This window comes from Paenarthrobacter aurescens (assembly GCF_025421775.1).
GTDB classification, from domain to species: Bacteria; Actinomycetota; Actinomycetes; order Actinomycetales; family Micrococcaceae; genus Arthrobacter; species Arthrobacter aurescens_B.
Window position 1 is genome coordinate 167,443 of record NZ_JAOEFX010000007.1, and the last position, 26,372, is coordinate 193,814.

Annotated in this window: 25 protein-coding genes; 18 read left to right on the forward strand and 7 right to left on the reverse strand. The window is 63.2% G+C overall.

Features of this window, described 5'->3' with window-relative positions; all coding sequences use genetic code 11:
* Positions 1–145: 145 nt before the first annotated feature.
* The 3 genes from N7568_RS16030 (at position 146) to N7568_RS16040 (ending at position 2,680) form a co-directional block, all read left to right on the forward strand.
* Complete coding sequence (locus N7568_RS16030; protein WP_261610786.1) at positions 146–508, forward strand: ArsR/SmtB family transcription factor; 363 nt, start codon at positions 146–148, stop codon at positions 506–508.
* Positions 505–1,050, forward strand: a complete 546-nt coding sequence (locus tag N7568_RS16035) for an N-acetyltransferase family protein (RefSeq protein ID WP_368736522.1) — start codon at positions 505–507, stop codon at positions 1,048–1,050. The genes N7568_RS16030 and N7568_RS16035 overlap by 4 nt, the downstream gene beginning before the upstream one ends.
* Before the next feature lie 79 nt (positions 1,051–1,129).
* The gene (locus tag N7568_RS16040) at positions 1,130–2,680 is read left to right on the forward strand and encodes a PEP-utilizing enzyme (RefSeq protein ID WP_261610787.1); all 1,551 of its coding nucleotides are present in this window, start codon (positions 1,130–1,132) and stop codon (positions 2,678–2,680) included.
* On the opposite strand, the gene N7568_RS16045 is transcribed toward N7568_RS16040, so the two are convergent.
* On the reverse strand, positions 2,677–4,851 hold the full coding sequence (locus tag N7568_RS16045; protein WP_261610788.1) for an MMPL family transporter: 2,175 nt from the start codon (positions 4,849–4,851) through the stop codon (positions 2,677–2,679). The two genes, N7568_RS16040 and N7568_RS16045, sit on opposite strands and share 4 nt — an antisense overlap.
* 167 nt (positions 4,852–5,018) lie before the next feature.
* On the opposite strand from N7568_RS16045, the gene N7568_RS16050 reads away from it, so the two are divergent.
* The 5 genes from N7568_RS16050 to N7568_RS16070 all read left to right on the forward strand — a co-directional run bounded on the left by N7568_RS16050 (position 5,019) and on the right by N7568_RS16070 (position 9,095).
* Complete coding sequence (locus N7568_RS16050; RefSeq protein ID WP_261610789.1) at positions 5,019–5,558, forward strand: MarR family winged helix-turn-helix transcriptional regulator; 540 nt, start codon at positions 5,019–5,021, stop codon at positions 5,556–5,558.
* A gap of 29 nt (positions 5,559–5,587) precedes the next feature.
* Positions 5,588–6,403, forward strand: a complete 816-nt coding sequence (locus tag N7568_RS16055; RefSeq protein WP_261610790.1) for a class I SAM-dependent methyltransferase — start codon at positions 5,588–5,590, stop codon at positions 6,401–6,403.
* A gap of 100 nt (positions 6,404–6,503) precedes the next feature.
* Entirely contained in the window at positions 6,504–6,863 is a 360-nt protein-coding gene (locus N7568_RS16060) for a YciI family protein (protein WP_105692194.1), read from the forward strand.
* Positions 6,864–6,866: 3 nt separating this feature from the next.
* Positions 6,867–8,093 carry an RNA polymerase sigma factor gene (locus N7568_RS16065; RefSeq protein ID WP_261610791.1) on the forward strand — a complete coding sequence of 409 codons (1,227 nt, stop codon included), beginning with the start codon at positions 6,867–6,869 and terminating at the stop codon, positions 8,091–8,093.
* An 18-nt stretch (positions 8,094–8,111) separates the two neighbouring features.
* Complete coding sequence (locus N7568_RS16070) at positions 8,112–9,095, forward strand: aldo/keto reductase (protein WP_261610792.1); 984 nt, start codon at positions 8,112–8,114, stop codon at positions 9,093–9,095.
* 29 nt (positions 9,096–9,124) lie between these two features.
* Here N7568_RS16070 and N7568_RS16075 read toward each other — a convergent pair whose 3' ends face one another.
* Entirely contained in the window at positions 9,125–10,216 is a 1,092-nt protein-coding gene (locus N7568_RS16075; protein WP_261610793.1) for a DNA polymerase IV, read from the reverse strand.
* Positions 10,217–10,370: 154 nt separating this feature from the next.
* Here N7568_RS16075 and N7568_RS16080 point away from each other — a divergent pair, with 154 nt between their 5' ends.
* The gene (locus N7568_RS16080) at positions 10,371–10,994 is read left to right on the forward strand and encodes a LysE family transporter (protein ID WP_261610794.1); all 624 of its coding nucleotides are present in this window, start codon (positions 10,371–10,373) and stop codon (positions 10,992–10,994) included.
* A 44-nt stretch (positions 10,995–11,038) separates the two neighbouring features.
* Complete coding sequence (locus tag N7568_RS16085) at positions 11,039–11,392, forward strand: hypothetical protein (RefSeq protein ID WP_261610795.1); 354 nt, start codon at positions 11,039–11,041, stop codon at positions 11,390–11,392.
* A 10-nt stretch (positions 11,393–11,402) separates the two neighbouring features.
* On the opposite strand, the gene N7568_RS16090 is transcribed toward N7568_RS16085, so the two are convergent.
* The gene (locus N7568_RS16090) at positions 11,403–12,431 is read right to left on the reverse strand and encodes a LacI family DNA-binding transcriptional regulator (RefSeq protein ID WP_261610796.1); all 1,029 of its coding nucleotides are present in this window, start codon (positions 12,429–12,431) and stop codon (positions 11,403–11,405) included.
* A 157-nt stretch (positions 12,432–12,588) separates the two neighbouring features.
* Here N7568_RS16090 and uriH point away from each other — a divergent pair, with 157 nt between their 5' ends.
* The 3 genes from uriH to N7568_RS16105 are packed head-to-tail and all read left to right on the forward strand — an operon-like array spanning position 12,589 to position 16,063.
* Positions 12,589–13,668 carry a uridine-preferring nucleoside hydrolase UriH gene (uriH, locus tag N7568_RS16095; protein ID WP_261610797.1) on the forward strand — a complete coding sequence of 360 codons (1,080 nt, stop codon included), beginning with the start codon at positions 12,589–12,591 and terminating at the stop codon, positions 13,666–13,668.
* A complete protein-coding gene (uriT, locus tag N7568_RS16100; RefSeq protein WP_261610798.1) occupies positions 13,668–15,110 on the forward strand; it encodes a uridine transporter UriT in 1,443 nt (480 codons plus the stop codon). The genes uriH and uriT overlap by 1 nt, the downstream gene beginning before the upstream one ends.
* Positions 15,107–16,063: a ribokinase gene (locus N7568_RS16105; protein ID WP_261610799.1), complete on the forward strand. Its 957-nt coding sequence runs from the start codon at positions 15,107–15,109 to the stop codon at positions 16,061–16,063. The genes uriT and N7568_RS16105 overlap by 4 nt, the downstream gene beginning before the upstream one ends.
* A 79-nt stretch (positions 16,064–16,142) precedes the next feature.
* Here the strand turns inward: N7568_RS16105 and N7568_RS16110 are convergent, their stop codons facing one another.
* Entirely contained in the window at positions 16,143–16,448 is a 306-nt protein-coding gene (locus N7568_RS16110) for a hypothetical protein (protein WP_261610800.1), read from the reverse strand.
* A gap of 99 nt (positions 16,449–16,547) precedes the next feature.
* Here N7568_RS16110 and N7568_RS16115 point away from each other — a divergent pair, with 99 nt between their 5' ends.
* Positions 16,548–17,156 carry a TetR/AcrR family transcriptional regulator gene (locus N7568_RS16115; protein ID WP_261610801.1) on the forward strand — a complete coding sequence of 203 codons (609 nt, stop codon included), beginning with the start codon at positions 16,548–16,550 and terminating at the stop codon, positions 17,154–17,156.
* A 3-nt stretch (positions 17,157–17,159) separates the two neighbouring features.
* Here the strand turns inward: N7568_RS16115 and N7568_RS16120 are convergent, their stop codons facing one another.
* A complete protein-coding gene (locus N7568_RS16120) occupies positions 17,160–18,656 on the reverse strand; it encodes a M60 family metallopeptidase (protein WP_261610802.1) in 1,497 nt (498 codons plus the stop codon).
* A 231-nt stretch (positions 18,657–18,887) separates the two neighbouring features.
* On the opposite strand from N7568_RS16120, the gene N7568_RS16125 reads away from it, so the two are divergent.
* Positions 18,888–19,442 (forward strand): low molecular weight protein-tyrosine-phosphatase, encoded by a 555-nt coding sequence (locus N7568_RS16125; RefSeq protein WP_261610803.1) that lies wholly within the window; start codon positions 18,888–18,890, stop codon positions 19,440–19,442.
* Complete coding sequence (gene pabB, locus N7568_RS16130; protein WP_261610804.1) at positions 19,439–21,487, forward strand: aminodeoxychorismate synthase component I; 2,049 nt, start codon at positions 19,439–19,441, stop codon at positions 21,485–21,487. The genes N7568_RS16125 and pabB overlap by 4 nt, the downstream gene beginning before the upstream one ends.
* A gap of 58 nt (positions 21,488–21,545) precedes the next feature.
* Here the strand turns inward: pabB and cls are convergent, their stop codons facing one another.
* Positions 21,546–23,018, reverse strand: coding sequence for a cardiolipin synthase (gene cls, locus N7568_RS16135; protein ID WP_261610805.1), 1,473 nt, complete (start codon positions 23,016–23,018; stop codon positions 21,546–21,548).
* An 87-nt stretch (positions 23,019–23,105) separates the two neighbouring features.
* Between cls and N7568_RS16140 the strand changes: the two genes are divergently transcribed.
* Both N7568_RS16140 and N7568_RS16145 read left to right on the forward strand, forming a co-directional pair.
* The gene (locus N7568_RS16140; RefSeq protein ID WP_261610806.1) at positions 23,106–24,047 is read left to right on the forward strand and encodes an aminodeoxychorismate lyase; all 942 of its coding nucleotides are present in this window, start codon (positions 23,106–23,108) and stop codon (positions 24,045–24,047) included.
* Positions 24,048–24,301: 254 nt separating this feature from the next.
* Positions 24,302–25,756 carry an amino acid permease gene (locus N7568_RS16145; RefSeq protein ID WP_261610807.1) on the forward strand — a complete coding sequence of 485 codons (1,455 nt, stop codon included), beginning with the start codon at positions 24,302–24,304 and terminating at the stop codon, positions 25,754–25,756.
* Positions 25,757–25,872: 116 nt separating this feature from the next.
* Here the strand turns inward: N7568_RS16145 and N7568_RS16150 are convergent, their stop codons facing one another.
* Positions 25,873–26,355: a carboxymuconolactone decarboxylase family protein gene (locus N7568_RS16150; RefSeq protein ID WP_261610808.1), complete on the reverse strand. Its 483-nt coding sequence runs from the start codon at positions 26,353–26,355 to the stop codon at positions 25,873–25,875.
* Between the last annotated feature and the right edge of the window lie 17 nt (positions 26,356–26,372).

Sequence of the window (26,372 nt, forward strand, 5' to 3'; positions counted from 1 at the left end):
TTCCTGTCTCTGTTCGGGGATTCAACTCGAAGATTCACTTCAAGGGGTCACTTCAAGGGGTCAGCGAAGGACATAGATTGATGAACTTCGATATGAGTATCTCCAGTTATATCGACGCTTGTCAATGTATGTGCATAATGGATGCATGAACTCCGGGAGAACTCTCGAACTGACCCCAGTGGACGCAGCATCAGAGGCGTGCTGCGAGCCGTCGGGACAACCGTCCATCGACGACTACGAGGCACAGCTGAGGGCATCGGTGTTCAAAGCCCTCGCGGATCCCAACCGCCTGCGCCTCCTGTCCATCGTCAAGAGTTCAGACGGCGGCGAGGCGTGCGTGTGCGACCTCACCGAGCCCCTGAACCTCGGACAGCCAACGGTGTCCCATCACCTGAAAATCCTGGTCGATGCCGGCCTCCTGCACCGTGAGAAGCGCGGTACATGGGCGTATTACTCATTGGTCCCCGGAAGCATCGAACGGACCACCGGACTGCTGGAAAGCCTGTGACCAGCGAGGCTGCAACCGACTCACGTCCCAGCGATGCCAAAGATGTCCTCATCCGGCCCATGGCGAAGCAGGACTGGCCGGCCGTCAGGGAGATCTTCACCGCGGGTATCGAGTCCGGGCACGCGACCTTTGAAGCCGCCGCCCCGGAGTGGGATCACTTCGACGCAACCCGGCTCACGGATCACCGGCTAGTCGCGGAAAGGGAAGGCCGGATTCTTGGCTGGGCCGCGGTTTCCCGGGTGTCCTCACGAGCCGCGTACTCGGGTGTCGTGGAGCATTCCATTTACGTCGCGGGGGAAGCCAGGGGCCTCGGTATTGGCAAGTGCCTGCTCCGTGCGCTCATCGCCTCCACCGAGGCTGGAGGACTGTGGACCATTCAAGCCAGCGTGTTTCCCGAGAATGAGGCCAGCCTCAGGCTCCACGCGGCTGAGGGGTTTGTCGTTGTCGGCCACCGTAGCCGGATCGCCCGCATGCCGTATGGTCCACTTGCCGGACAGTGGCGGGACACCGTCCTGATTGAACGCCGTTCCTCTGCACTCTGAGTCCGGCGGAAGGGCTCGACCTTGATGGTGAGGCGGAGTAGCGTCTCCGCATAAAGCCGCATCATCATTGGGAGATTCCATGGACAGCCCCATGACAGCCCAGCCGGAGCCCGTGGATTGGACACCACCCGGCAAAGGCGTGTGGGCCCGCAACTTCAGGCTCGGTGAGTGGCTCCCTGATCCGGTGACACCGCTGTTTGAGGACTGGCTCCTCCCTCTGATCGAGACCGGTTTCCTCGACGGCATGGAGGACGACGTCGGCGTGCGTGTGCCATTTCGATACGGCTCCGTGAATGGCTGGTATTTCAATTCCCCGCCAATTCCTGCGCCGCGGACCTTGGTGCCGCTGATACTCCGCAGCCGGGGTCGTCTGCCCTGGTTCCTCATCAACGTCCTGCTCCGTGTGTCGAGCAACCCGGCTGCGGCACACCGCGCAGTTCTCCACGGGCTGGAGTTGAAGTGGCGTGAACTGTTGCTGCCCGAATACAAGGAACTCGTCCGCAACGCGGAAAGTGAAGTCGAGACGGCATCACCCGCCAGGCTTATCGAAGTGGTAGAAGCCATCAGCCGGCAGGCCGGGATCCAGCTCTGGTCCCTGGCTGTGGTGGGCGGTTCTGCCTGGAAAATGGAATCGGCGCTCGCCAGGTTTTGGGGCAGGAAACTGGCTGGCCCCCTGAGCGGGACACCGGCGGGCAAGCTCGGCTACCAAGTTCTGCTCCGTGGCATGACCGGAACCCCGCCAGGACCGACCCCGCATACCGTCTACTCCCTCGACTGGTATCACCCGACTGCCGGCGAGATGGGACACACAGATCTGGTGGCAGGCGTGGAGTCCGCCATCGACATAACTTCAAAGCTGAACCATCAGCGTTCCCAGGCGGAGGCCGCAGCCCGCGACGTATTGATTGACTCCCGAGGCATGCTGACGCGGTTCGATTCCCTCCTCACGATGGCCCGCTATTACGCTGCCGTGCGGGAAGAGCAGGCCCTGCATCTGAGCCTCGGGTGGCCGGTCCTGCGCCGCTGCGCCCAAAGGCTGGGAGACCACCTCGCCAGCGCAGGCGCCGTCGTCGAACCCCAGGACATTCACTTCCTCACCTTGGAGGAGGTCCGCCGCCCGGAAAGGGACTACCGCGGACAGGTTGAAGGTCGCCGCGACACCTGGAATCGACAAAAACAACTGGACGCACCGCTCCTCATCGGCGAACCCGTGAGGTTCGGCGGCGAACCGGGAAGATCCCGAACTGACCCGGTGGCACAAGCCGTGGAAGCAGCCAGAACGTCTTCCGACTATCCGAAGGATGCCATCATCGGCCACCCGGCCAGCACCGGGCGCGCAAGCGGCAGGGTGCGGATCATGGAAGGACTGGAGGACGCCAACAGCTTCCAGGCAGGCGAAATCCTGGTTGCCCGCTCCACCGCTCCGGCGTGGACACCACTCTTCGCCAGGGCAGCCGCGGTGGTTACCGACGGCGGAACCCTGGCGGCCCACGCTTCGATCATTGCCCGCGAGTACGGAATCCCCGCCGTCGTCGGGACGCGCGACGCAACCCGGCGCCTCCACACAGGCCAACAAGTGACCGTGGATGGCGGCGCCGGTTACGTCGACACGGGAATCCAACGGGACTAACGCCCCACCGAAGCTTCTTCCCCCTCGAGAGACCCAACCGGGGCTGCGGAAGACCCACGCCCAAGCTTGCCCGGCCACCAGATCTTGCTGCCGATGTCGTACGCCAGGGCAGGCACCAAGAGCGAGCGCACCAGCACGGTATCCAGCAGCACGCCGAACGCAACAATGAACGCCAGCTGCACCAGGAACATGATGGGGATGACTCCGAGTGCAGCGAAAGTAGCGGCCAGCACCACACCGGCGGAGGTGATCACACCACCGGTAACAGCGAGCCCCCGCAGGATTCCCGGCCGTGTCCCGTGCTTCAAGGATTCTTCACGGACCCTGCTCATCAGGAAGATGTTGTAGTCCACGCCGAGGGCCACCAGGAACACGAACCCGAACAGCGGCACTGTGGCATCTGCCCCGGAGAATCCGAACACTCCATTGAAGACCCATGCCGAGACGCCCATCGCGGCACCATAGGACAGGACCACCGACAACACCAGCAGCACCGGTGCAACCACGGAGCGCAGCAGGAGCATCAGGATGAAGAGGATGACCACCAGCACGATCGGGATAATGACCACCAAGTCGCGTTGCGCGGTGGTGTTGGTGTCCAGCGCGGTCGCCGTCACTCCACCCACCAAGGCTCCGGAATCAACGTCGCGGACAGCCACCCGCAGCGATTTCACCGCTTCTTCGGCCTCGATCGAATCTGCGGCGGCGTTCAACGTCGCGTTGATGAGGACCTTGCCGTCGCGGACGGCCGGTTCGGCAGGAGTGCCCGGGGCGCCGGTGACGGGAACATTGCCTTCAGCCAGCAGGTAGGCGTCACCTACGCCGTCGGCTGCTTTGACCTTGTCCAGGACCTGCTGCGCGGCGCTTTGGGAGGCGACCACGACGGCGGGGCTGCCGCTGCCGGCGTCGAAGTGGCGCGCCAGTGCATCCTGGCCGTCAACGGCGTCGGACTGGGACAGAATCACGTCCGTTTGCGGGACACCGTTGGCCTTCAATTGCAGGATGCCGGTGGATGCCACCAGGAGCAGCAGCACGGAAGCTACCCACACAACGCGGGGCCGCTTGGAAACCAGGCGGGCCGTGGCACGCCACAGACCCTTTTGCCCCTCAAGCCCGGTGACAATTTCCGGTTCGCGTTCGTCGGCGGGCAGCAGCTTGGGCCGGAAAGGCCAGAAAGCGGCACGACCCAGCAAAGCCATCAGCGCGGGCAGCAGTGTGAGGGCGGCGAAGAGCGAGCAGAGGATGCCGGCCGCCGCGACGGGACCGAGGGCCTTGTTGGAGTTCAGGTCGGAGAAGAGCAGGCAGAGCAGGGCGATGATTACCGTCGCGCCGGAGGCAAGGATGGGTTCGAACGACGCCTTCCATGCCGTGATGACAGCCTGCGTGCGGTTGGTGGTGTGGGTCAGCGCCTCACGGAAACGCGCCACGAAAAGCAGCGCATAGTCGGTCGCTGCGCCGATCACCAGAATGGACAGGATGCCTTGGCTTTGGCCGTTGAGCTGGATCCAATCCATCTTGGCCATGCCGAACACCAGCAAAATGGCGGCGCAGAGAGCGAACACCGAGGTGAAGAGCACTGCGATAGGCAGCACCACTGAGCGGTAAACCAGCAGGAGGATCACGAACACCGCACCCAAGGCAACCAGCAGCAGAATGCCGTCGATGCCGCCGAACGCGTTGACGAGGTCGGCGGTCAGGCCGGCCGGACCCGTCACGAATGCCTGCATGCCATCGGGTGCGCCGGGCTGGACCACATCCCGCAGCTCCTGGACTTTTTCGCGCAGCTCATCGGAGGACGCCATGGGAACGATGAACTGGACGGCTTTGCCGTCCTCCGACGGAATAGGCCCGACGACGGCGCTCCCCAGCTTGAGTGCCTCGATGTCGGCTTTCAGCCGGGCTGCTTCGCCCAGCTGCGCCGGGGTGAATGCGGTGTCGTTCTCCACCACCACCACCGCGGGTATTTCATCGGAGTCCCTGAACTTGGCCTGCCAGTCGCCCGCCTCGGTGGCTTCGGCGCCGGCAGGGAGGAAGGAGGCTTGGTCGTTGGACGAGACTTCCTCCAAACGACCAAACGTAGGGCCGCCAATGCCGGCAATGCCCAGCCAGGTGATGACCAGCACCACAGGTATCAGCCAGCGCAGCCAGAACGGTACCTTCTGCGAGTTCATGAGTCCTTCTTCTCCGGGGGATGCGTCGTGATCTTTATTCCACCATAGATTATCTCTATCATGGAACTATTCCAAGAGTGCTGTGGATTGAATGCCGGTTTCCCGGACTGCTGGGAGTAATATCCGGAAGGCAGCAAACACGAGACAACGCATGCAGGAGGGCGGACATGTCGGACCCAACAGTCCCGCGCCCAGAGGCGGGCCCGCCCGTACCTGGCCGCCCCGGGAACGCTGCTCCCCAGGAACTGGTACGACTCCTCCAGGACTTCACCCTCGAAGCCAACCACTACGTTGACGCCGCCGGCGGCCGGAACGACATGCACCGGACGGACCTCAACGCGCTCGCCGTCATCATGCGCCACTCCGCAGCCGGCCGAGTGGTCACGCCGGGCGTCCTGCGCTCCGAACTCCGGCTCAGCTCCCCCGCAACCACGGCCCTGGTGGACCGGTTGCACGCCAGCGGACATGTGGTGCGCGAACGGCTCGGCACGGACCGGCGCCAGGTCCAGCTGCACATGACGCCCAAGGCCTACCGCGATGGAAGCGCCATGTTCATGCCCCTCGCCATCCGGATGGGCCAGGCCATGGCTGCCTACAGCGCAGAAGAGCTGGATCTCGTCCAGCGCTTCATGGCGGACATGGTGGAAGCCACTCTCGCCGCACGGCAGGAAGCCACGCACAAGAGTGACGAGCCGCAAGGCACCTAATTCCACCTTCCAAGTTGTAGCGTTTCCCTATGAACGCGCAGCAGCCTGAAGATGTCTATACCCACGGGCACCACGAGTCGGTTGTCCGGGCCCACGCCTCACGGACGGTCGAGAATTCGGCCGCGTTTGTCATTCCCCATCTCACCGCCGGGACGTCAGTGCTCGACGTCGGGTGCGGACCTGGCAGCATCACGTGTGACTTCGCGGGGCTGGTTGCGCCCGCGCAAGTGATCGGTCTGGATCGGTCCGCTGACATCGTGGCCCAAGCAACGGAGCTGGCTACCGAGCGAGGTGTGGACAACGTAACCTTCCAGACGGGCAATATCTACGATCTCGACTTCGAAGACGAGTCCTTCGACCTCGTCCACGCCCACCAGGTCCTGCAACACCTGACTGACCCCGTCGCAGCCCTGCGGGAGATGCGCCGCGTAGCCAAGCCCGGGGCCATCGTTGCCGTGCGCGACGCCGACTTCCATGGCATGAGCTGGTACCCGGAAGTCCCCGAACTGGACGACTGGATGGAGCTCTACCAGAAGATCGCCCGCCGCAACGGAGCAGAACCCGACGCAGGCCGTCGCCTGGTTTCGTGGGCGCAGCAGGCAGGTTTCACCCAGGTAGCGCCCACCAGCAGCAATTGGCTTTACGCCACCGCCCAGCAGCGCGCCTGGCAGTCCCGGGTCTGGAGCGAGCGCGTGCTGCACTCCGCGTTCGCCGAGCAAGCCCTCGAGTACGGCTTCGCCAACGAAGCCGACCTCGCCCGGATCGCCGCGGGCTGGCACCGCTGGGGAGTCACCGACGACGGCTACTTCCTCATTCCCAACGGAGAAGTGATCGCCCGGGCCTGAATAGCCGAAAAAAGTTTGCCGAACCATGTAGAAAAGCCCACCGCAGTTCCGACCCATGAGTGAAAGCACCCAAACCGGGGCCATTCATAAGGAGTTTGAGATGAAATACATGATCATGATGTTCGGGTCGGCCGAGGGCATGATGGAAACCGCCGATCCCGAGTGGATCAAGGAAATGATCGGGTTCATGATCCAGATCGACAAGGACCTGACTGAGTCCGGAGAACTCGTCTTCAACGCGGGCCTGGCCGACGGCAGCACGGCCAAGCTCGTCAAGCAGACCCCCGACGGAGTCATCACCACTGACGGACCCTACGCAGAATCCAAAGAGTCGCTTGTGGGCTACTGGGTTGTTGACGTGGCCAGCGAGGAACGTGCCGTGGAGATCTGCTCAAGCATCGTCAAGTACTCGCAGGTGGTGGAGCTCCGTGCCATCCCGGACGGGCCGCCGGAGGTCTAGTCTTTGACCCACCCCCCGCGGGACACGCGAATCGAGGACCTGCTGCGCACTTTGGCGCCGCAGGTCCTCGCCGTGCTGGCGCGGAATCACGGCCAATTCGATGCGTGCGAGGACGCCGTTCAGGAAGCACTGCTGGAAGCCGCCCTGCAATGGCCTACCGCTTTCCCGGACAACCCCCGGGCGTGGCTGATGGCCGTTGCGTCCCGCCGCTTGGTTGATTTTTATCGGAGCGAAAGCGCCCGGCGCGCACGCGAGGAACGCGTGGCAGCCATGGACGTCGATTTCTACTACAGCTCGTCCTCGGAAACCGACGACACCCTCACGCTCATATTCCTCTGCTGCCACCCGGCGCTATCGGCACCATCGCAACTCGCCTTGACGCTGCGGGCCGTCGGAGGACTCACGACGGCGGAAATCGCCTCTGCCTTCCTGGTCCCCGAAGCCACCATGGGACAGCGCATCAGCCGCGCGAAACAGGGAATCCAGAAAGCGGGAGGCAAGTTCAGCCTGCCGCCGGCTTCCGAGCGGAAGGCGAGGCTCGGCGTCGTACTTCACGTCCTGTACCTGATTTTCAACGAAGGCTACGCCGCAAGCTCGGGTCCGTCCCTGCAGCGGGAAGAGCTCACCACTGAAGCCATCCGCCTGGCTCGCCTGCTGGTGGCTGTTGTGCCACATGAGTTTGAGGCGACCGGCTTGCTGGCGTTGATGCTGCTCACTGATTCCCGTCGTTCCGCAAGAGCTCTTGCGGACGGGATGCCGGTGCCGCTGGCTGAGCAGGACCGGAGTTTATGGAACCAAGAACAGGTCGCAGAGGGCATCGCACTGTTGTCCTCGGTCCTCGGACGTGGCGCGGCCGGGCCATATCAACTTCAGGCAGCGATTGCCGCCGTGCACGCTGAGGCGGCCTCCAACGACGAAACGGACTGGCCGCAGATTCTCGCCCTGTACACAGTCCTTGAAGCCGTAGCTCCCAGCCCCGTGGTCACACTGAACCGTGCAGTTGCTGTGGCCATGGTGCACGGGCCCGCTGCCGGGCTCGAGTTGTTGGCCGGGCTGGATTCAGTGCTCGGCCGGTCGCACCGTTTGGACGTCGTGCGCGGGCACCTGCTGGAGATGGCGGGCTCGTTCGTGGAGGCGCGCGCCGCCTACTTGGCCGCTGCGAAAAAGACAGCCAGCTTGCAGGAGCGGCGGTACTTGATGGGTAAAGTGGCGAGCTTGGATGAGCAGTAACCCCATATAGTCGAACCCATGGAACAGCGCATACTTGGCAAGACCGGCCGATCCGTCTCCACCGTCGGGCTGGGCACGTGGCAACTCGGAGCCGACTGGGGTGACGTCAGTGAAGCGGACGCTTTTGCTGTGCTGGACGCCTCGGTGGAAGGCGGCGTCAACTTCTTCGACACCGCTGACGTGTACGGCGATGGGCGGAGCGAGCAGTTCATCGGACGCTTCCTGCGCGCCAATCCGGACCTGGACATCACAGTGGCCACCAAGATGGGCCGCCGCGTGGACCAGGTTCCCGGTAACTACACTCTGGAAAATTTCCGGGCCTGGACCGACCGTTCGCGGCGCAACCTGCAGCAGGACACCCTGGACCTCGTCCAGCTGCACTGCCCGCCCACCGCCGTCTACAACAACTCCGAGGTGTACGACGCACTGGACACTTTGGTCAGCGAAGGGGCCATCCGCAACTACGGCGTCAGCGTTGAACGGACGGACGAAGCCCTCGAAGCCATCAAGCGCGGGAACACTGCCTCGGTGCAGATCATCCTGAACGCCTTCCGCCTCAAGCCCCTCGATGAGGTGCTGCCCGCTGCCAAGGAAGCCGGGGTGGGCATCATCGCCCGCGTGCCGCTTGCCTCCGGGTTGCTGTCCGGAAAGTACACGCAGCACACCGAGTTCCCCGAAGACGACCACCGGAACTACAACCGGGACGGGTCCTCCTTCGACGTCGGCGAGACCTTCTCCGGCGTCGACTTCGCCACCGGCGTTAAGGCCGCCCAGGAGTTCAGCGCTTTGGTGCCCGACGGCGTCAGCACCGTGCAGGCGGCCCTCGCCTGGGTCATCGCCCAGGATGGTGTCACTGCAGTGATCCCGGGTGCCCGCTCGGCCGAGCAGGCACGTTCCAACGCTGCGGCTGGAGAGCTGCAGTCTGTGGGTGCTGGATTGACTGACGGCGTACAGGACATCTACGACCGCTACTTCCGCGAAGCGATTCACCCGCGCTGGTAGGCGACCGGCCGCCGTCGGGCTTCCTGCGGTTACCAGCCGCCGCGCGTCGGCGTGTGTCCTTTTCGGGCTTCTTCGGGCATGGACATCTCGGCGCGCAGTCCAAGGAGCCGGATCGGCCGGTCCGGCTCGATCTTGGCGGTGAGATCCAAGGCTTGCGCGAGGACTTCCTCACGGTCGAATGACTCAGGGATCTTCCTTGCATAAGTCTTGGTGAAGAACGGCACGTAGCGGACCTTCAGTGTCAGCCCGATCACCGGACGCCCTTCCGCTGCGACATCTTCCAAGACGCGTGCGGTCAATTCCTTGAGAGCGTCATTGATCTGGGAGGGTTCGGTCAGGTCCTGCTGAAAGGTAGTTTCGCGGCCGTGTGCGCGGGCCACCCACGGCGTGTCATCCACCTCACTGGAACCTTCGCCCCGCCCCAATTGCGCATACCAGGGCCCCATCTTGGGGCCGAACTCCGGGACCAGTTCCTGGGGATCGACCGCTGCGAGCTCCGCCACCGTAGTGATGTGGTGCTTCGCCAGCCGCTGCGACACTTTGTTTCCAACGCCCCACAGTTCCTTGGTGGGGCGGCCCCCCATGACGTCCAGCCAGTTCTCTTTTGTCAGGCGAAAGATGCCGGCGGGCTTGCCGAAATCCGTCGCATTCTTTGCGCGGACCAACGTGTCGCCGATGCCCACGCTGCAGTGCAGTCGGGTTTGCTCCAGGACAGCCGCCTGTATCTGCCGGGCGTAGGCTTCCGGGTCCTCGGTCTCAACGCCAACAAAGGCCTCGTCCCAGCCCAGGACCTGAACGGTGGCACCTGGCTGCGCGCGAAGGGTGGCCATCACCACGTCCGACGCCGCAAGGTAGGCCTCCTGATCGACCGGCAGGATGATGGCGTCCGGCACTTTCCTCGCCGCGATCCGGAGGGGCATGCCGGAACCAACGCCGAATGCCCTTGCTTCGTAGGATGCCGTGGACACCACAGCCCGTTCCGTGGGATCTCCCCGGCCACCCACAATGATCGGCTTGCCCGCGAGTTCGGGCCGCCGGAGAACCTCGACAGCGGCAATGAACTGGTCCAGGTCGACGTGCAGCACCCACGGGATTCCGCTCACGGGACCAGTTTGCCTCATTGCTTGGTGGCTTGGCTGCACCTTCCCCACCTACTTTGAGCTCCGGGAGCACTGGAAACAACCTATTTCGGGTGCATTCGGGTAGGTCAGCCGCCAAAGAGGGTGGTGAAGGCACGCGTCCTGAGCACCCGCCTCACCGGCATAAGCTGAGGTGGTGCAGTTTTCACTTTGGCTGGCCCTGGTTGGCGCCGGCACCCTGATCAGTTTCACTCCCGGCGCCGGTGCCATCTTCACCATGAGCAACTCGCTCAATTCCGGCTTCCGCCGCTCCATTTGGGGCATCCTGGGCCAGCAGGTGGCCTTGGTCATCCATATCGTGATCGTCGCTCTGGGCGTCGGCGTTCTGGTGTCCAACTCGCCGGTGATCTTCAACGTCATCCGCTACGCCGGTGCGGCCTATTTGGTGTACCTCGGTATCCGGCAATTCCTGCACAAGCCGGACTTGGACAAAGAAGAGGTTGCGAACAAAAAGAACGAGTCCGCCCTGTCCATGTTCCAGCGCGGTATTTGGGTGAACCTGCTGAACCCCAAGGCCATCGTCTTTTTCCTTGCCTTCATGCCGCAGTTCATCCGCCCGGACCAACCGCTGCTGCAGCAATACGTGGTGCTGACCGCCACGGTCCTGGTCATCGACATCATGGTGATGTGGTTTTTCTTCGCTCTGGCTGCCCGGTCCTTCCAGCGGTTCACCCACGACCAACATGGCCAGAAGGTGCTCAACCGCGTTTTCGGTTGCCTCTTCGTACTCGTGGGAATCCTGCTGGCCGTGATCCACTAGCCGGAGCGGCGCAGCAGCAAGACGCGGCTGCTACCGTCGAAGCCATGGAAGCGGACTGGATCGAACACCGGCGTGCAGACGACGGCGAGCACGTGGGGTGGATGAAGCCGGTGGACGACGGATTCGTCGCCATCGACATGCTGGGCCGCCCCCGCACGGACGTTGTGGATTGGCTGAGCGCGGAGGAGACTCTGGATGATCTCGGCCTGCGCTACCTGGCCGACCCCCACGAGTTACAGCTCGACGACGGCGCTTGGCTACGCGTTCGGATCGCCGAAGTAACACCCACCGCAGTCCGCGTGAAGAAGGAAGATTGGGGAGACATGACGGCACCCCAGATCTACTTCACGGTGGCGAACCCCGTTTCCGAGGGGCAGCTCCGCCCGCTGATCCCGTAACGCACCGACGCTACGACGTAGATCCCCGCACCACCAGCGAGCTTTCCAGCGTCACATGCGGTTCTGCCAGCGCCAGGCCTTCCATGAGTCCACGCAATTGCTCCCCCGCCTTGCGTCCCAGTGGGGTCGCGGGCAGGTGCACGCTGGTCAGGCTGGGATTGCTGGTGGCTGAATATGGCAGGTCATCGAAGCCAGCCACGGCCAGCTCGTCAGGAATTCGGACACCCGCTACACGCGCTTCCTGCAGCACGCCATAGGCGTGCGTATCGGTACCACAAACGACGGCGGTGACCCCCTCTCGCTGCCACGCCGGCCAGGCTTCAGCGAAAGCGGCAGCGGCAGCACCGACGTCGATCGATGTGCTGATGACGTGCCCGTCAGCCACCGAAAGTCCGCAGCGGGAGGCCTCCTCCAGGAAGGCTTCCCTGCGCAACTGGAAGGTGGTTGTTCCCGTGACACCGTCCACGTAAGCCGCACGCCTGTGCCCGGAAGCGGCCAAGTGGCGGGCCAGTTCGCGGGCGCCTTGAGCGACGTCGAGGTTCACGGAGGGCGCGTAGGATTCCAGACCGGGTGCGTCCAACAAGACAAGGGGCCCGGCCGCGGACAGATCCTCCAGGAATTCGGCGCTGGGAGCACCCACCAGCAGGCCGGCGGGCCGGAGAGCCAGTAGCTTGCGGACGTCGTCGGCCTGAGGTGACTCACCGGCGTCGGTCACGGAGAGCAGCAACTGGTACTCGGACCCCAGCGACTCGCGCACCCCGGCGATCACGTTGGCGAAGAACGGGTTGGACACGTCCGGCGTCACCAGAATGACGATGGAGCTGACCCCCCGGGCCAGCGAACTGCCGATGCTGTCCACCACGTAGCCAAGATCGGCAATGGCTGTACGGACGCGGGAGATGTTGTCGTCAGAAACGCGCCCTTGCGTCTTGCCGTTGGCCACCAAGGACACGGTCGCCGTCGAAACGCCGGCACGCGCGGCCACCATCGCAGCCGTCACGCGTGGCGCGCGGGTGTGCCGCCGATCCAGGGATTCCATGCATCGATCGTAGCGTTCTTACACAGTCCTGAGCTGCGAGAACGCATCAAGCGCTTGACGAACTTAACGTTAAGCGTTTGACGTAACCTGCAAAGCAGTGCCAGAATTCCCCTGAATGCTTAGCGCCCTGCCCCGGGCAAGTACCAGGCAGGCCCCAATGACGTGGAGAGAAAACGTGGAACCCAACACCATGACACCGGCACGCAAGAAGATCATTCTTGATTGCGACCCTGGCCATGACGACGCAGTAGCCCTGCTCCTGGCCCACGGCAACCCGGACATCGAACTGCTCGCCGTGACAACGGTGGTGGGCAACCAGACCCTGGAAAAGGTCACCCGGAACGCCCTTTCAGTAGCCACGATTGCGGGCATCACCGGCGTCCCCTTCGCCGCGGGTTGCGACCGCCCCTTGGTCCGCACCATCGAAACGGCTCCCAGTATCCACGGCGATTCCGGCATGGACGGCCCGGAGCAGCCCGAGTCCGCCATCGAGCTGGACCCGCGCCACGCCGTCGACCTCATCATTGAAACTGTCATGGCGCACGAGCCGGGCACGGTCACCTTGGTCCCCACAGCCGGCCTCACCAACATCGCCATGGCCGCCCGCAAGGAACCGCGCATCGTGGAGCGCGTCAAGGAAGTTGTCCTCATGGGCGGCGGCTACCACGTGGGGAACTGGAGCGCCGTAGCCGAGTTCAACATCATCATCGACCCAGAAGCCGCGCACATCGTCTTCAACGAAAAATGGCCGGTAGTCATGGTCGGACTCGACCTCACGCACCAGGCACTGGCTACGGACGAGGTGGTTGACCGGATCGCCGCGATCGGCACCAAGCCGGCCAAGTTCGTCATGGAACTGATGGACTTCTTCCAGAAGACCTACAAGGACGCGCAGGGCTTCGACTTCCCACCGGTTCACGATCCGTGCGCCGTTGCCTACGTCATCGACCCCACCGTCATGACTACCCGCAAGGTCCCCGTGGACATCGAACTCCAGGGCAAGCTCACCCTCGGCATGACCGTTGCCGACTTCCGCGCACCGGCTCCCGAGGACTGCCACACGTCGGTCGCCGTCGACCTCGACCACAAGAAGTTCTGGGACCTGGTCACCGATGCGATTGAACGGATCGGTGAACCAGCGCACGACGGCGGCGCTTACGCCACCGCGGATGCGGCCATCGCCGACACCGAAGTCAGCGCCACCGCCGAGGCCATCCTGGCTGGAGAGGCCAAGTAATGTCGACCCTCGCAGAAACCAAGTCCTCCCGCGGCAACGTCACCGCCCTCATGGTTGCTCTGCTGGCAGCCTGTGTGGCCTTCCAACTCAACGCCTCCATGCTCAGCCCAGCCTTGGTCACCATGGGCAACGAGCTCAACACGGACCAAGCCACCATCGGCCTGTCCCAGACCTGGTTCTTCACAGCCGCGGCCCTCTTCTCGCTCTTCCTCCCGCGCCTCAGCGACATCGTGGGCCGAAAGAAAATCCTTGTGGGCATGATGCTCCTGATGGCTGTCGGATCCGTCATCGCCGCACTCGCACCCGACGTCACCTGGCTTTTCGTGGGCCGCATCATCCAGGGCGTCAGTGGCCCCACGGTTCCGCTCTGCCTGATCATGCTCCGCTCCGCAGTCAGTAATCCGCGCAAGTACGGCACCCTCATGGGCCTTATCACGGCAGTCAACGGTGGCGTGGCCGGCGTCGACTCGTTCGTTGGCGGCTACTTCGCTGAGAACTTTGGTTTCCGCAGCATCTTCTGGCTCATGGTGGCACTGGCCCTGGTTGCTACCGTGTTGATCGCCGTCCTGGCCGGCGAGAGCAAGCCCGCCGCCGGCACCACCATGGACTGGCTCGGCGTATTCTTCATCGTCATCGCCGTTGGTGCACTGCTGACGGCCCTGAACGAGGGCGCCAAGCTGGCAACTGCTTTCGACGCCGGCACGTTGACCCTCGCGATCGTGCTCACGGTGATTGCCGTCGTCGCGTTCTTCGCCTTCTGGACTGTGGAGAAGCGCGCCAAGCAGCCCATGGTGGAGACCGTGCACCTGCGCCAGCGCTCCACGTGGGCGCCCCTGTTGACCACCACCCTGACCATGACGGGCATCTTTGCGGTCATCAACGGCATCGTTCCCGCCTATGTACAGGCGGCGGATCCCGGATTCGGCGTGGGGCCCACCGAGATGTCCCTCATCATCCTCACTCCGTACGCCCTCCTCGGTTGGCTGTTCGGTCCGATCAGCGGCCGCCTGGCCCCGGTCCTTGGCTACACGAAGGTCCTGCGGATCGGCCTGGTTGGCAGCCTCGTGGCGTTGGCGATCATTGCGTTCTTCGGCCTCAACAACCTGCCCATGATGATCGTGGGCACGGCCTTGCTGGGCATCATGTACGCCGGTACGGTCAACATCATGCTGAACGGACTGGGCGTGGTTCTTTCGCCGCAGGGCAACCCGGGCTTCCTCCCGGGCATGAACGCGGGCGCCTTCAACCTTGGTGCCGGGCTGAGCTTCCTGGTTCTTCCGGCAGTCCTCGTGGCGACGGCTTCGCTCAATGACGCCAAGGCTTCTTATCTGACGGTGGTTGTGGTTGGCCTGGCCATCACCCTCGCAGCCTTCGCAGCCTCGCTCCTGATTCCGAAACCCGTGGACGCAGAAGTGACCGAAAACGAAAAGGTGACAGCATGACCAGCGCACCCAAGGCGGGGATCGTCGTCGTCGGCTCCCTCAACGCCGACCTCACCATCTACTGCGACCGACTCCCCCAACCCGGCGAGACGGTCCATGGCAATGGCTTCGCCGTAAATCCCGGCGGCAAGAGTGCCAATCAGGCGGTGGCTGCCAGCAAGCTGGGCGGTCAGGTCAGCCTGATCGGCGCCGTGGGCGACGACTCCAACGGCACCATGCTTTTGGACTCGACGGCCAGCGCAGGGGTGGACGTCTCCCGCGTCCGACGCTCCGACGTCGCCACCGGCGTCGCAGTCATTTCCGTGGACGCCAAGGGAGAGAACAGCATCATCATCTCCGCCGGTGCCAACGGCACGCTAAGGCCCTCGGACGTCATGTCCGACGCCTTCCGGGACGCAGCCGTGGTGTGCCTCTGCCTGGAAGTGGGAATCGATACGGTGACCGCCGCCGCCCAAGCAGGGCACGACGCCGGAGCAACCGTTTTGCTGAACCTCTCGCCTTACGCCGAGGTGCCGGAGGTTTTGGCCGGGTTGAGTGACGTGCTGCTGGTGAACGCCCACGAGGCCTCGCTGTTCCTGGGCACGGAAGCGGACGTTCCCGATGCCGATGCGGAGGCCGAAGCGTGGGAGCCGGTCCGGAGCCAGTTCGCCGACCGGGGGTTGCAGCGCGTGCTGGTCACCCTCGGCGCGCAAGGGTCCGTGGTACTCGATTCCCTGGCTCGCGATACCGAGGATCACATCACCCGGATTGCCCCGACACGCGTCAACGCCGTGGACACCACTGGTGCCGGTGACGCGTTCACTGGTGCGGTCGCAGCGCGCTTGGCATCCGGGGAATCCCTCGCCGACGCCGCAGCGTTTGCCTCGGTAGCCGCGGCGTTGGCCGCAACCAGGAAGGGCACGCAGGCCGCGTACCCAAGCACCGCCGACGTCGAGGATCTGCGGGGCGCTTAGCCCCAGCCTCCCACCCAACTGGGTCGCAGTTAAGCGCGTTCTGAGAGCTCAGAACGCGATTAGCTGCGACCTACTTGGGTTAAGCGGACTTCCGGGCGGCGCGCTCCACGGCCTTACGGCTCAAGGCACCGTGGCCTGCAAACAAGCGGGGAACAACCAAGTAGACAGCCGTGGGAACGACGAACGCCGTCAAGACGAGTGCCCGAAGGACCGGGTGCCACGGTTCCATGATCGGGCCAAGGACCAGCATGCCTATGGACACGAGCGGGAAGATGGCAAGCCACGTGATGAGGGCACGCATGTGAACGGACGGCGCTTTTGGACGAGCGGTGACCACAGCGGCCGGTTCGGCGGCGGTGGTTTCAGAAGTAGCTTGGGCAGTCATGGGATTCTCCAACTAAACGGTTGCTTTTGGCCTGGAATCAGAATAACTGCGCCAGGGAACAATTACAACTACCTAGTTGGAAACTGGTAATATGACCCTATGGCATGGGACACAGAGCGAACCAAGGCACTGCTGCTGCAGGCAGCCACCTCCGAGTTCTGCACGCGTGGACTGGCTGGCGCCCGCATTGACCGCATCGCGGCCGAGGCCGGCGTCAACAAGGAGCGGATCTACCAATACTTCGGCAACAAAAATGCGCTCTTCGATGCCGTGATCGTCGCCGCCCTGAGCTCCCTCATGGATGAAGTGCCCATTGAGGGCAGCGGGCCCGAGGCCATGGCGGACTACGCCGGCAGACTCTTCGATCACCATCAGAAAGACGCAACGGCGCCACGCCTCCTGTTCTGGGAAGGACTCGAACGGGGCACCGAGGTTGTTGGCCTGCCAAAACGCATGGCGAACTGCGCATCGAAGGTCAACAGCACCATCGCTGCCCTGCCGGGGGTCTCACGGGAAGACGCCGGAGATCTCCTCATCACCATCGTGAGCTTGTGCGACGCCGCCCCTGTACTGCCCGCGCTCGACGGACTGATGGCGGGCGCCGAGCCAGGCCGGGCCGAAAGGCGACGCGCCGCCGTCGTACGTACCGTATATCTGGCCGCCGCAGCGCTGGCCGCCGAAGCCAAAGCCCCGGCGGCCACCGCCTAAGCCCTACTGGGCGCCGGCTTCTTCAAACTGTGAGCGCGCGGCAAGGGACTTTTGCGCCTGGATCTGCTTGGCCAGCATGAGCTGTGCTTCATCCCGAATGAGAGTGGGATCGCTCGACGGCGGCACCAGACCTGCCGCTGCGATCTGGGCACGCGCGTCATCGTCAACTGCGAAGCCCCACTTGAGGAAGAAGTCGCTCAAGTCAGCGTTCGCGGCCTTACTGGCCCACACCACAAAGTTGCGCAGACGGTAGACCTCATCCCAGTAGTCACCCTTCGGAGGCCGCTGCTCCCTGATGATCTTGTGCAACGTCGGCCAGAAGTTCTTGAAGCCCAGGCGGAGCTGTTCGAACATGACCAAGCGTTCCATGCCGTCGAAAGTGGTCCCGTAGACTACCCCTTCGCTGCCGATCATGGGCACGGCCGATTCCCACGGAGTCAGGCCAGTGGTCCCGTCCGGAACGTGCAGCCGGGGCTGCTGGCCATACTTCTTGGCGAAGCTCGCGTTCACGGCGAGTGAGTAGATGTTCACCGTGATCTCGGTGAGGGACGTTGGCTTGTAGGTGACCTGCTGATGCTGGTGGCCCAGCTCGTGATAAATCCCCCAGCCCCGCATGCGCAGCCCTTCCACGGTAAGGAGGCGATCCTGGATGGGCGGCGGGAACGAGGTATGGCCGTGCGTGGCGTAAGCCCCAACGTTGGCGATCGCCGAGGGGTACCCCACCAAATGGTACGGGTGGGCCTGCCGGGCATGAATCGGACTGGAACCGTCGTACCCGCTGGTCACGTCCTCAATGGAGATCAGGTCCTCGAACGTGAACATCAAGTCGGAGTGGTTCTCGGAGCGATACCGCAGGGCGGACGCACGCTCCACAGTGACAGTGGCATGGGCACTGACGAGTTCCACAAACGGGGTGGGCCGCTCATCGAGTTGCCGCTGGAATTCGAGTTCGCTGGTGCGGCCATAGACGAAGTACGGCATCGGCTGCGCAACGGCGTCCAAGGTGGCACTGACATAGCCGCTGCTTCCAATCGCCTTGTAGTAGATCACGCCACCTCCTCCGTCGGTGACGACGTTCTTGCCCTTCTTGAGTGGATACTCACGGGACTTCTTAAACTCCGGGCGGGCGTCGGCGTCAGGTGCGCCCACCACCAGCACCGCGTCCGCCGCGGTCATCGCCTTCACAGTCACCGTCAACGCCGCGCCTGCGGGAAGGTAGAAGCCCGTGGATTGCAGGTTGGTGGTGCAGAGGGAGATTTGGAGCCTGTCCTCCTCCGCGCCGTGGGAATCCGGCATCGCGGTGACGATTTGGCTGCGTGACTGGCTGGTTCGGGTATCCGCCACTGCGGGCGCCGCAGCCCACGGAACCATCATGCCCCCGGCAACGACGGCCATGGCCCCCAGGGCGCCGCGCCTGCTGATGCTGTGCCGCCCCAAGGACCGCAGCCCCGTGTTGTCGAATTTCGTGGAATCGGGGACGGCGCTATGGCTTTCACTCATGGATCATCCTTTTGTCCGGGCCAATCATCGTAACCAGCCTCACGGGTTAAAATGAAAGCGCTTACTACGGCTTAAGGCAAGCTTTTCTTCAAAATAGATACACATTGGTCCTGAAATAGAAAGCGTTTACTAAACACGCCTGACAATATGTGACAGATTCGACACCGAAAATGACTTTGTTGTGGAGTGGCCCCCTAGCCAAGACGGGGTGCCATGAATCATGCTTGCTGCATGTACTCAACGACGAGCCCATACCGCATCATCACGGTCTGCACTGGAAACATCTGCCGCTCGCCCATGGCAGCGCTCATGCTCACCGAAGCCTTCGAAGCGGAAGGGCTCGGCAAGCTTGCAGCGGTCGACTCTGCGGGCACCACGGGATATGAAGTTGGGCATCCCATAGACCCCCGCGCGGCACGCGTCCTCACAGCCCGGCACATCGCGTCGGAGGACCACATTGCACGTAAGTGGCGGCGTGAATGGTTCCTCGATCGCGACTTGATCCTTGCCCTCGACGTTGACCATTTCGGCTGGCTCCAGGAAGGCGCCCCGGACCACGCTTCGCTGGAAAAAGTGCGGATGCTGCGCAGCTTCGATCCGCGCATGGCCGGGCGCAGCTCCTTGGACCTGGGCATCGAGGACCCCTGGTACGGCGGCCACACTGACTTCGACAACACGTGGGCCCTCATCAAAGCCGCCATCCCGGGCATCGTGCAGCACACCAAAGCAGCGATCACCGCTGCAGAGAAAGCCAACGAGCACCAGCAGGTAACCTCTATGTCATGACCCCTGCACCCGTGATCATCGCTGTTGACGGCAGGTCCGGCGCAGGAAAGACCACACTGGCCGTTGAACTGGCGGCCCGGCTGAGGCAGCACCACAAAGTTGCGCTGTTCCATCTGGAAGACATTTACCCCGGCTGGAACGGCCTACGCACAGGCATCGAACGCTACGTGGACACGGTCCTGACGCCACTGAGCTCCGGCCATGCCGCCGAGTGGACCAGCTGGGATTGGGAACGGCACTACGACGGCGGGCTGAACGTGACCCTGCCTGCCGAGATCGTGATTGTTGAGGGTGTCGGCGCTGCCGCGGACGCTGCCCGTTCCATGCTGGACGCCGTGGTGTGGGTCGAATCCCCCGGTGACGATCGCCGTCGTCGTGCTTTGGCGCGGGACGGAAGCACCTACGAACCGTACTGGGACGGCTGGGCCGCCCAGGAGGATGAGTGGCTGGAGTCGGATTCGGTGATCAGCGCCGCTGACGTCCGCGTGCAAAACCTTGCCGATGGAAGCGCCCCGGACAACGTCCTGCAGGCCCTGATGTATCTGCCGTCGCTCGCGGCCATCCTGTCCCCGGAACTCAGCGCCCGGCGCGGATTGCAGCTGCGCTCCGAGCGACTGGACGCCACCCCGGACGCGGCGCAGCTTTTCGAGGTACTTTATGGCCGTTCCGCCAACGCCGTCTGGCTTGATTCCTCCAACGCATCGGCCGTGGCCGGGAGGTCCCAGGCTGCGGCCCGCAGCCGCTTCAGCATCCTGGCGGACGACGGCGGCACTTACGGCCAGTCGGCGCTCCACCGGTCCGGCGCCACCCAGGTGACAGCAGGTTCCGCCACGGTGACCACCTCCGGGCCGTTCTTCCGCTGGCTGGATTCCGTCTGGGGTCGTCGGGCCGTCCGTGCACCCCGCGGTTACGACGGCCAGTTCACGCTCGGTTGGCTCGGGTACCTAGGCTACGAACTCAAACGGGAAACCGGCGGCAACGACGTCCTCGCCGATACTCCTGACGCGGCCCTTCTCTTCGCCGGCCGCGCAGTGGTGCTGGATCATCGCGAACAGACTGTGTGGCTGCTTGCCCTGGAGGCGCCCGACGCCGATGCCTGGTTGCACGAGGCCCGCACCGCCGTCGGGGCTGCTTCCGCCGCGGCGGGTACCGCCGTCGGGGTGGCTTCCGGAACCGTACCCTCAGCTGCTGTCCCCGAATTCGTGAGCCGGGACTCCGCGACGGACTATAAACGCAAGATCGCTGACTCCCAGCACCAAATCAGCGAAGGCAACTCGTACGAAATCTGCCTGACCACCACCCTTGAGGCTCCCGCCAGCGACCTGGATCCGTGGCGCAGCTACTTGAACCTCCGACGCCGGAACCCGGCACCGTTCGCCAGTTACCTTCGGTTCGGAGAACTGGTGGTCGCCAGCACGTCGCCCGAGCGGTTCCTCCGCTTCCTGTCCGACGGAGGCATGCGCGCCGAGCCGATCAAGGGCACCCGTCGCCGGTCTTCTGATGCCTCCGAGGACGCGGATTTGCGGCATGATCTGGAGACTTCGCCCAAGGACCGCGCCGAGAACATCATGATCGTGGACCTGCTCCGCAATGACCTCAGCCACTTCGCCATCCCTGGTTCCGTGACAGTCAGCAGGCTCTGTGCGATCGAGAGCTACGCCACCGTCCATCAAATGGTCAGCACCATAGACGCGCACCTGAAGCCAGGCGCGCCCCGGGCCGAAGCTGTGGCCGCAGCCTTCCCGGCCGGCTCCATGACGGGTGCACCGAAGATCAGCACCATGGACATCCTTGACCAGCTTGAGACAGGGCCGCGGGGCATCTATTCGGGCGCAATCGGGTACTTCTCGATGAATGCCGCCATGGACCTGGCAGTTGTCATCCGCACCTTGGTAGTGAACCCCGACGGGGAGGACGGGCGGACACTGAGCCTGGGCGTGGGCGGGGCCATCACAGCGGATTCCGTGGCCGACGACGAATATGAGGAAATCCGGACCAAGGCGTTTGGTGTGCTGTCCACCCTCGGCGCTGAATTCCCGGACTAAGTTTTTGTACAGCTAACGCCCCTAAGAGCACCGATAAAGGGCATTAGCTGCACTAAAACTACTGGAGCGTCGCCGTCAATCTGGCCACGTTATCCACATACTTGGCCAGCGGGGGTCTATCCATCCAGTCCTCCAACATAAGCTCACGGGACACCTCGCGATACGTGGATTCCACGGCGCGCATGAGGTCCACGGTTTCGGAGCCCAAAAGCATCACCGAGACCTCCATGTTCAGGGAGAAGGAGCGCATGTCCATGTTGCTGGAACCGAGGACGGCCACCTCGTCATCAATGGTGAAGTGCTTGGCGTGGAGGACGTACGGGGCCCGGTACAGGTAGATTCTCACACCGGCACCCAGCAAGGCTTCGTAGTAGGAGCGTTGGGCATGGTGAACCAGGAATTGGTCGCCCTTCTCGGAGACGAAGAGTTCCACATCCACGCCCCGCTGCGCAGCGGTGGTGATGGCGTACAGCAACGAGTCATCAGGCACGAAGTACGGGCTGCAGATGGAGATCCTGTGCTGCGCCGAGTAGATCAGGGTGTTGAACAGGCGGAGGTTGTTTTCGGTGGCGAATCCTGGACCGCTGGGCACTACCTGGGCTGTCACCTTGCCCGGAGCCGGCTGCGTTGGCAGGCGCAGCTGGTCCTCAAGGGATTCGTCCGTTTCGCTGAGCCAGTCCGTGGCGAAGACGACGTTGAGCGTGGCCACAATCGGTCCTTCAAGACGGGACATGAGTTCAACCCATTTACGGCCAACCTTGTGGTGTTTCGGATTGTTGTACGAAGGCTCGATCAGGTTCTGTGAGCCGGTGAACGCAACCAAACCGTCGATCACCATGATCTTGCGGTGGTTACGGAGGTCCGGGCGCCGCCATTGCCCGTGGATGGGCAGCAGCGGGAGCATGCGCTTCCACTGGATCTTGCCTGACTTGAGGCGTCGGATCAGTCCACGGTAGCCCTTAACCCGCAGCGTTCCGATGTGGTCAAAGAGCAGCCTGACGGTGACTCCCCGATCGGCGGCTTTCTCCAGTTCGGTGAGCAGCTCATCCGTCACGGAGTCGCTGCTCATGATGTAGAACTCTGCGTTGACGTAGCTCGTGGCAGTCTTGACCGCTTCGGCCATGGCCTTGATGGACTCTTCGTAGCCCGGAATCAGCTCTACCTTGTTGCCGTCGACCATGGGCAATGAGCCGAGCCGGTGGTTCAGCTCCCCGGCCGACTTCACCCATTCCGGCCCGGAGTAGACGCTCACGGGATCGGACAGGTCGGAGGTCACCGCACGAACACGGCGATTGACCTCTTCCTGCTGCTCCCGCCTGCGCCGGGACAGCTTGAAATTGCCAAACAGCAGGAACAGGACGAACCCGACAGATGGGATGAGAAACACAGCCAAAAGCCAAGCCATAGCTGTGGTGGGACGGCGGTTACCGGGAATGATGCCAAGCAGCACGATGCGCATGACCACTTCCGCAATGGCCCACGCGCCTAATAACCAGGTCCACTCCTGGCCAAACGGAAAAGGAAAGAGCACCCGACAAACCCCCACAGTTCATGAACAACAGTGACCACAGCCTATCCGGCAAAGTCCCCTCCATCGGCTCCGCACTAAGCTGGAAGCATGACTTCACCTGCCCCGACGGTCCTTGTTTTCCTGGACCCCGCCTTCGAAAACGGTCGCATTGCCGATTCCAGCCAGCCCCAGCTCATGGCAACGGATCTGGGCGCCACCCGCGGCGACGGCGTCTTCGAATCGCTTTTGGCCGTCCAAGGACGCCCCCGCAAAGTCCAGGCCCACCTGAACCGCTTGGGCAGTTCTGCGGCGGCCTTGGACTTGGCCCTGCCGGAGCAGGATGCCTGGCGCAAGGCGATCGACACCGCCATCAGCGAATTCCGCGAGGTCCACCCGGCCCCCACGCCGGAGGAGGACGAGGTAGTCGTCAAGTTGATCGTGACCCGCGGCGTCGAAGGTGCCGCCAGCCCCACCTGCTGGGTACAAGCTTCGCCTTCGCCTGCGGGCAGCCGCCGTCAGCGCCAGACGGGCATCGACGTCGTACTTTTGGACCGTGGCTTCGACACCGAAGCCGGCGAGCGTGCGCCCTGGCTGTTGCTGGGCGCGAAAACGCTCTCCTATGCCGTCAATATGGCCGCCTTGCGCTATGCGCATAAGCAAGGCGCCGATGACGCTATCTTCACGTCAACTGACGGCCGCGTCCTTGAGGGGCCCACGTCGACTGTGCTGTTGGCGCACCTTGAAACAGTGGACGACGGCGAGGGTTCCATCCGGACTGTTCGCCGCCTCATCACGCCGCAACATGACAGCGGCATCCTCCCGGGCACCTCGCAGGGGGCTCTGTTCGCGGCGGCAAAGGCCGCAGGGTGGGAGCTTGGCTACGGCCCCCTCGTACCGCAGGACCTGTTCGATGCTGATGCTGTGTGGCTCATCTCCAGCATCCGCCTGATCGCACCCGTGAACCACATCAACGGCAAGGAAATCGGCACCGCGGCCGTGCGAAAGCAGCTCACTGCAGAGCTCAATGAACTGTTCGCAGGAATCGAGTAAGTCACGGGCTTCGGAGGCGGCTGCTTACGAAGCTCCGAATGGAACTTAGCAGGTCGCAAGTAAAGTAATTGCTCGCATGACTCAATGATTAGGAACTCTTAGTCTCAGCCGAGAGTGTTTTGCGCGTTCAATCGCATTCCTTATCCTCCTTGAATTGATCATCCGTCATGTGATGAATCTTGTTCTCGTGTTAGTTGGATCACGTCCGGCTGGTACTACTTCAGACTTTGCTGGCTAAACTTCCCGGAGGGAATATGGGACTCAGCTCCCCCACAAAAGCCGAAGCATCGGCAACCGAGGCGCAGTCCCGGACTGACGCCTCACAGTCAGGACTCCGCCGGTCCATGGAGGCCCGGCACCTGGTCATGATCGCCATGGGCGGCGTTATCGGCTCCGGCCTTTTCGTTAGTTCCGGATACACCATCGCAACCGCCGGCCCCCTGGGCGCCGTGCTGGCGTTCCTCATTGGTGCCGTGGTGGTCTACCTGGTGATGGCCTGCCTCGGGGAGCTCGCTGTTGCGTTCCCTGTGTCAGGCGCCTTCCACATCTACGCTGCCCGGACCATTGGACCTGCCACAGGGTTCGCCACCGCCTGGCTCTACTGGCTCTGCTGGGCCGTCGCTTTGGGTTCCGAATTCACCGCAGCAGGGTTACTCATGCAGCGATGGTTCCCTGGCGTCGACGTCTGGATCTGGTGCTTCGTCTTCGCCACCGTCCTTTTCACGCTGAACGCCATTTCATCGCGCGTCTTTGGTGAATCGGAGTTCTGGTTCGCGCTCATCAAGGTCGCCGCCGTCGTCGGCCTGATCATCCTGGGTGGCGCAGCGCTGGCGGGCTTCCACCCCCTCGCCGCAGGCGACTACCCCTCCTTTGGCCAGAACTTCACAACGCCGGACGGGCTGTTCCCGAACGGCTTCACAGGCGTGTTCGTCACCTGCCTCGCGGTCTTCTACGCCTTCTCCGGCTCCGAACTGATCGGCGTTGCAGCGGGCGAGACGGCCAACCCCGGCGCGAACATCCCCAAGGCCATGCGGACAACCGTCATCCGGCTCATGATCTTCTTCGTCGGAGCGATCACGGTCATCGCGGCCACCATCCCCTACGAGAACGTCAGCGTGGACGAGAGCCCGTTCGTTACGGTCTTCTCCATGCTGGGTATCCCGTACGCCGCGGACATCATGAACTTTGTGATCATCACGGCACTGCTCTCTGCCGGCAACTGCGGGCTCTTCTCCTGCGCCCGCATGCTCTTCTCGCTCGCCGACGAAGGCCATGCGCCGCAGGTCTTCAAGAAGCTCACCAAACGCGGCATCCCGATGGTTGCCCTCTGCGTGAGCATGCTGGGCGGCCTGGCTTCGCTGATCAGCAGCGTTGTGGCGCCCGCGACCGTCTACCTGGTACTCGTCTCCGTGGCGGGTTTTGCCACGGTTGGTGTCTGGATGTCGATCGTGGCTTCGCACTTCATCTACCGCCGGACATTCATCAAGAACGGCGGCGACCTGAGCACACTTCCTTACAAGGCGCCCTTGTTCCCCTTGGTTCCGATCCTCGCGTTCGCGCTGTGCGTGGTTTCGCTGATCGGCATCGCGTTCGATCCCAACCAGGTGGCGGCACTCCTGTTCGGTGTTCCGTTCGTGGGCGCCTGCTACGCCGTCTTCTACTTCAAATACGGCCGACGACGGTCGCTCAAGAAAGCAGTGGACGCGTAGGGTCTCGCTGGGCGATGGCTTCCTGACCTTCTTTGAGAGCGGATCAGCCCATGGGCAACCCCATACGGTTGCCCAGGGGCTGATTCCATCTCACAACGGGTCACGACGCCGCGGGCCTACTTCTTGACCGCGCGCACCGGGTGCTCACTCAGTATGGACAGCCGGTTGAAGGCGTTGATGCCAATGGCAGCCATGCAGAGGACACTGATCTGCTCGTCACTGTAGTGCTGCCGTGCCCGTTCGAATAGCTCGGGGCTGGGCCGCGAGGAGCTCATCCGGGTAATCTGCTCGGCGATTTCCATGGCCACCACTTCGGCGGGCTCGAAGAGCTGGACTTCCTTGTAGACAGCCACCAAGGACAACCGCTGTTCCGTCTCGCCATATTTCAGGGCACGGCGATGGTGAAGGTCCAGGCAGAATGCGCAGCCGTTGATCTGCGAGGACAGGTAATTGATGAGTTCAAGGGTCCTCCGCGGGATCCCAAGCCGGTCAGCTTCATCGACGAGCTGCTGCGAATAGTGGCTCAGCGTCGCATAGAGATCGGGCTGTTGCTTATCCAGATAGCCGGCCAGCCGTGGTTTTGTTTCCTGTTCGGGCATGGTTGGAGCCTAACGCA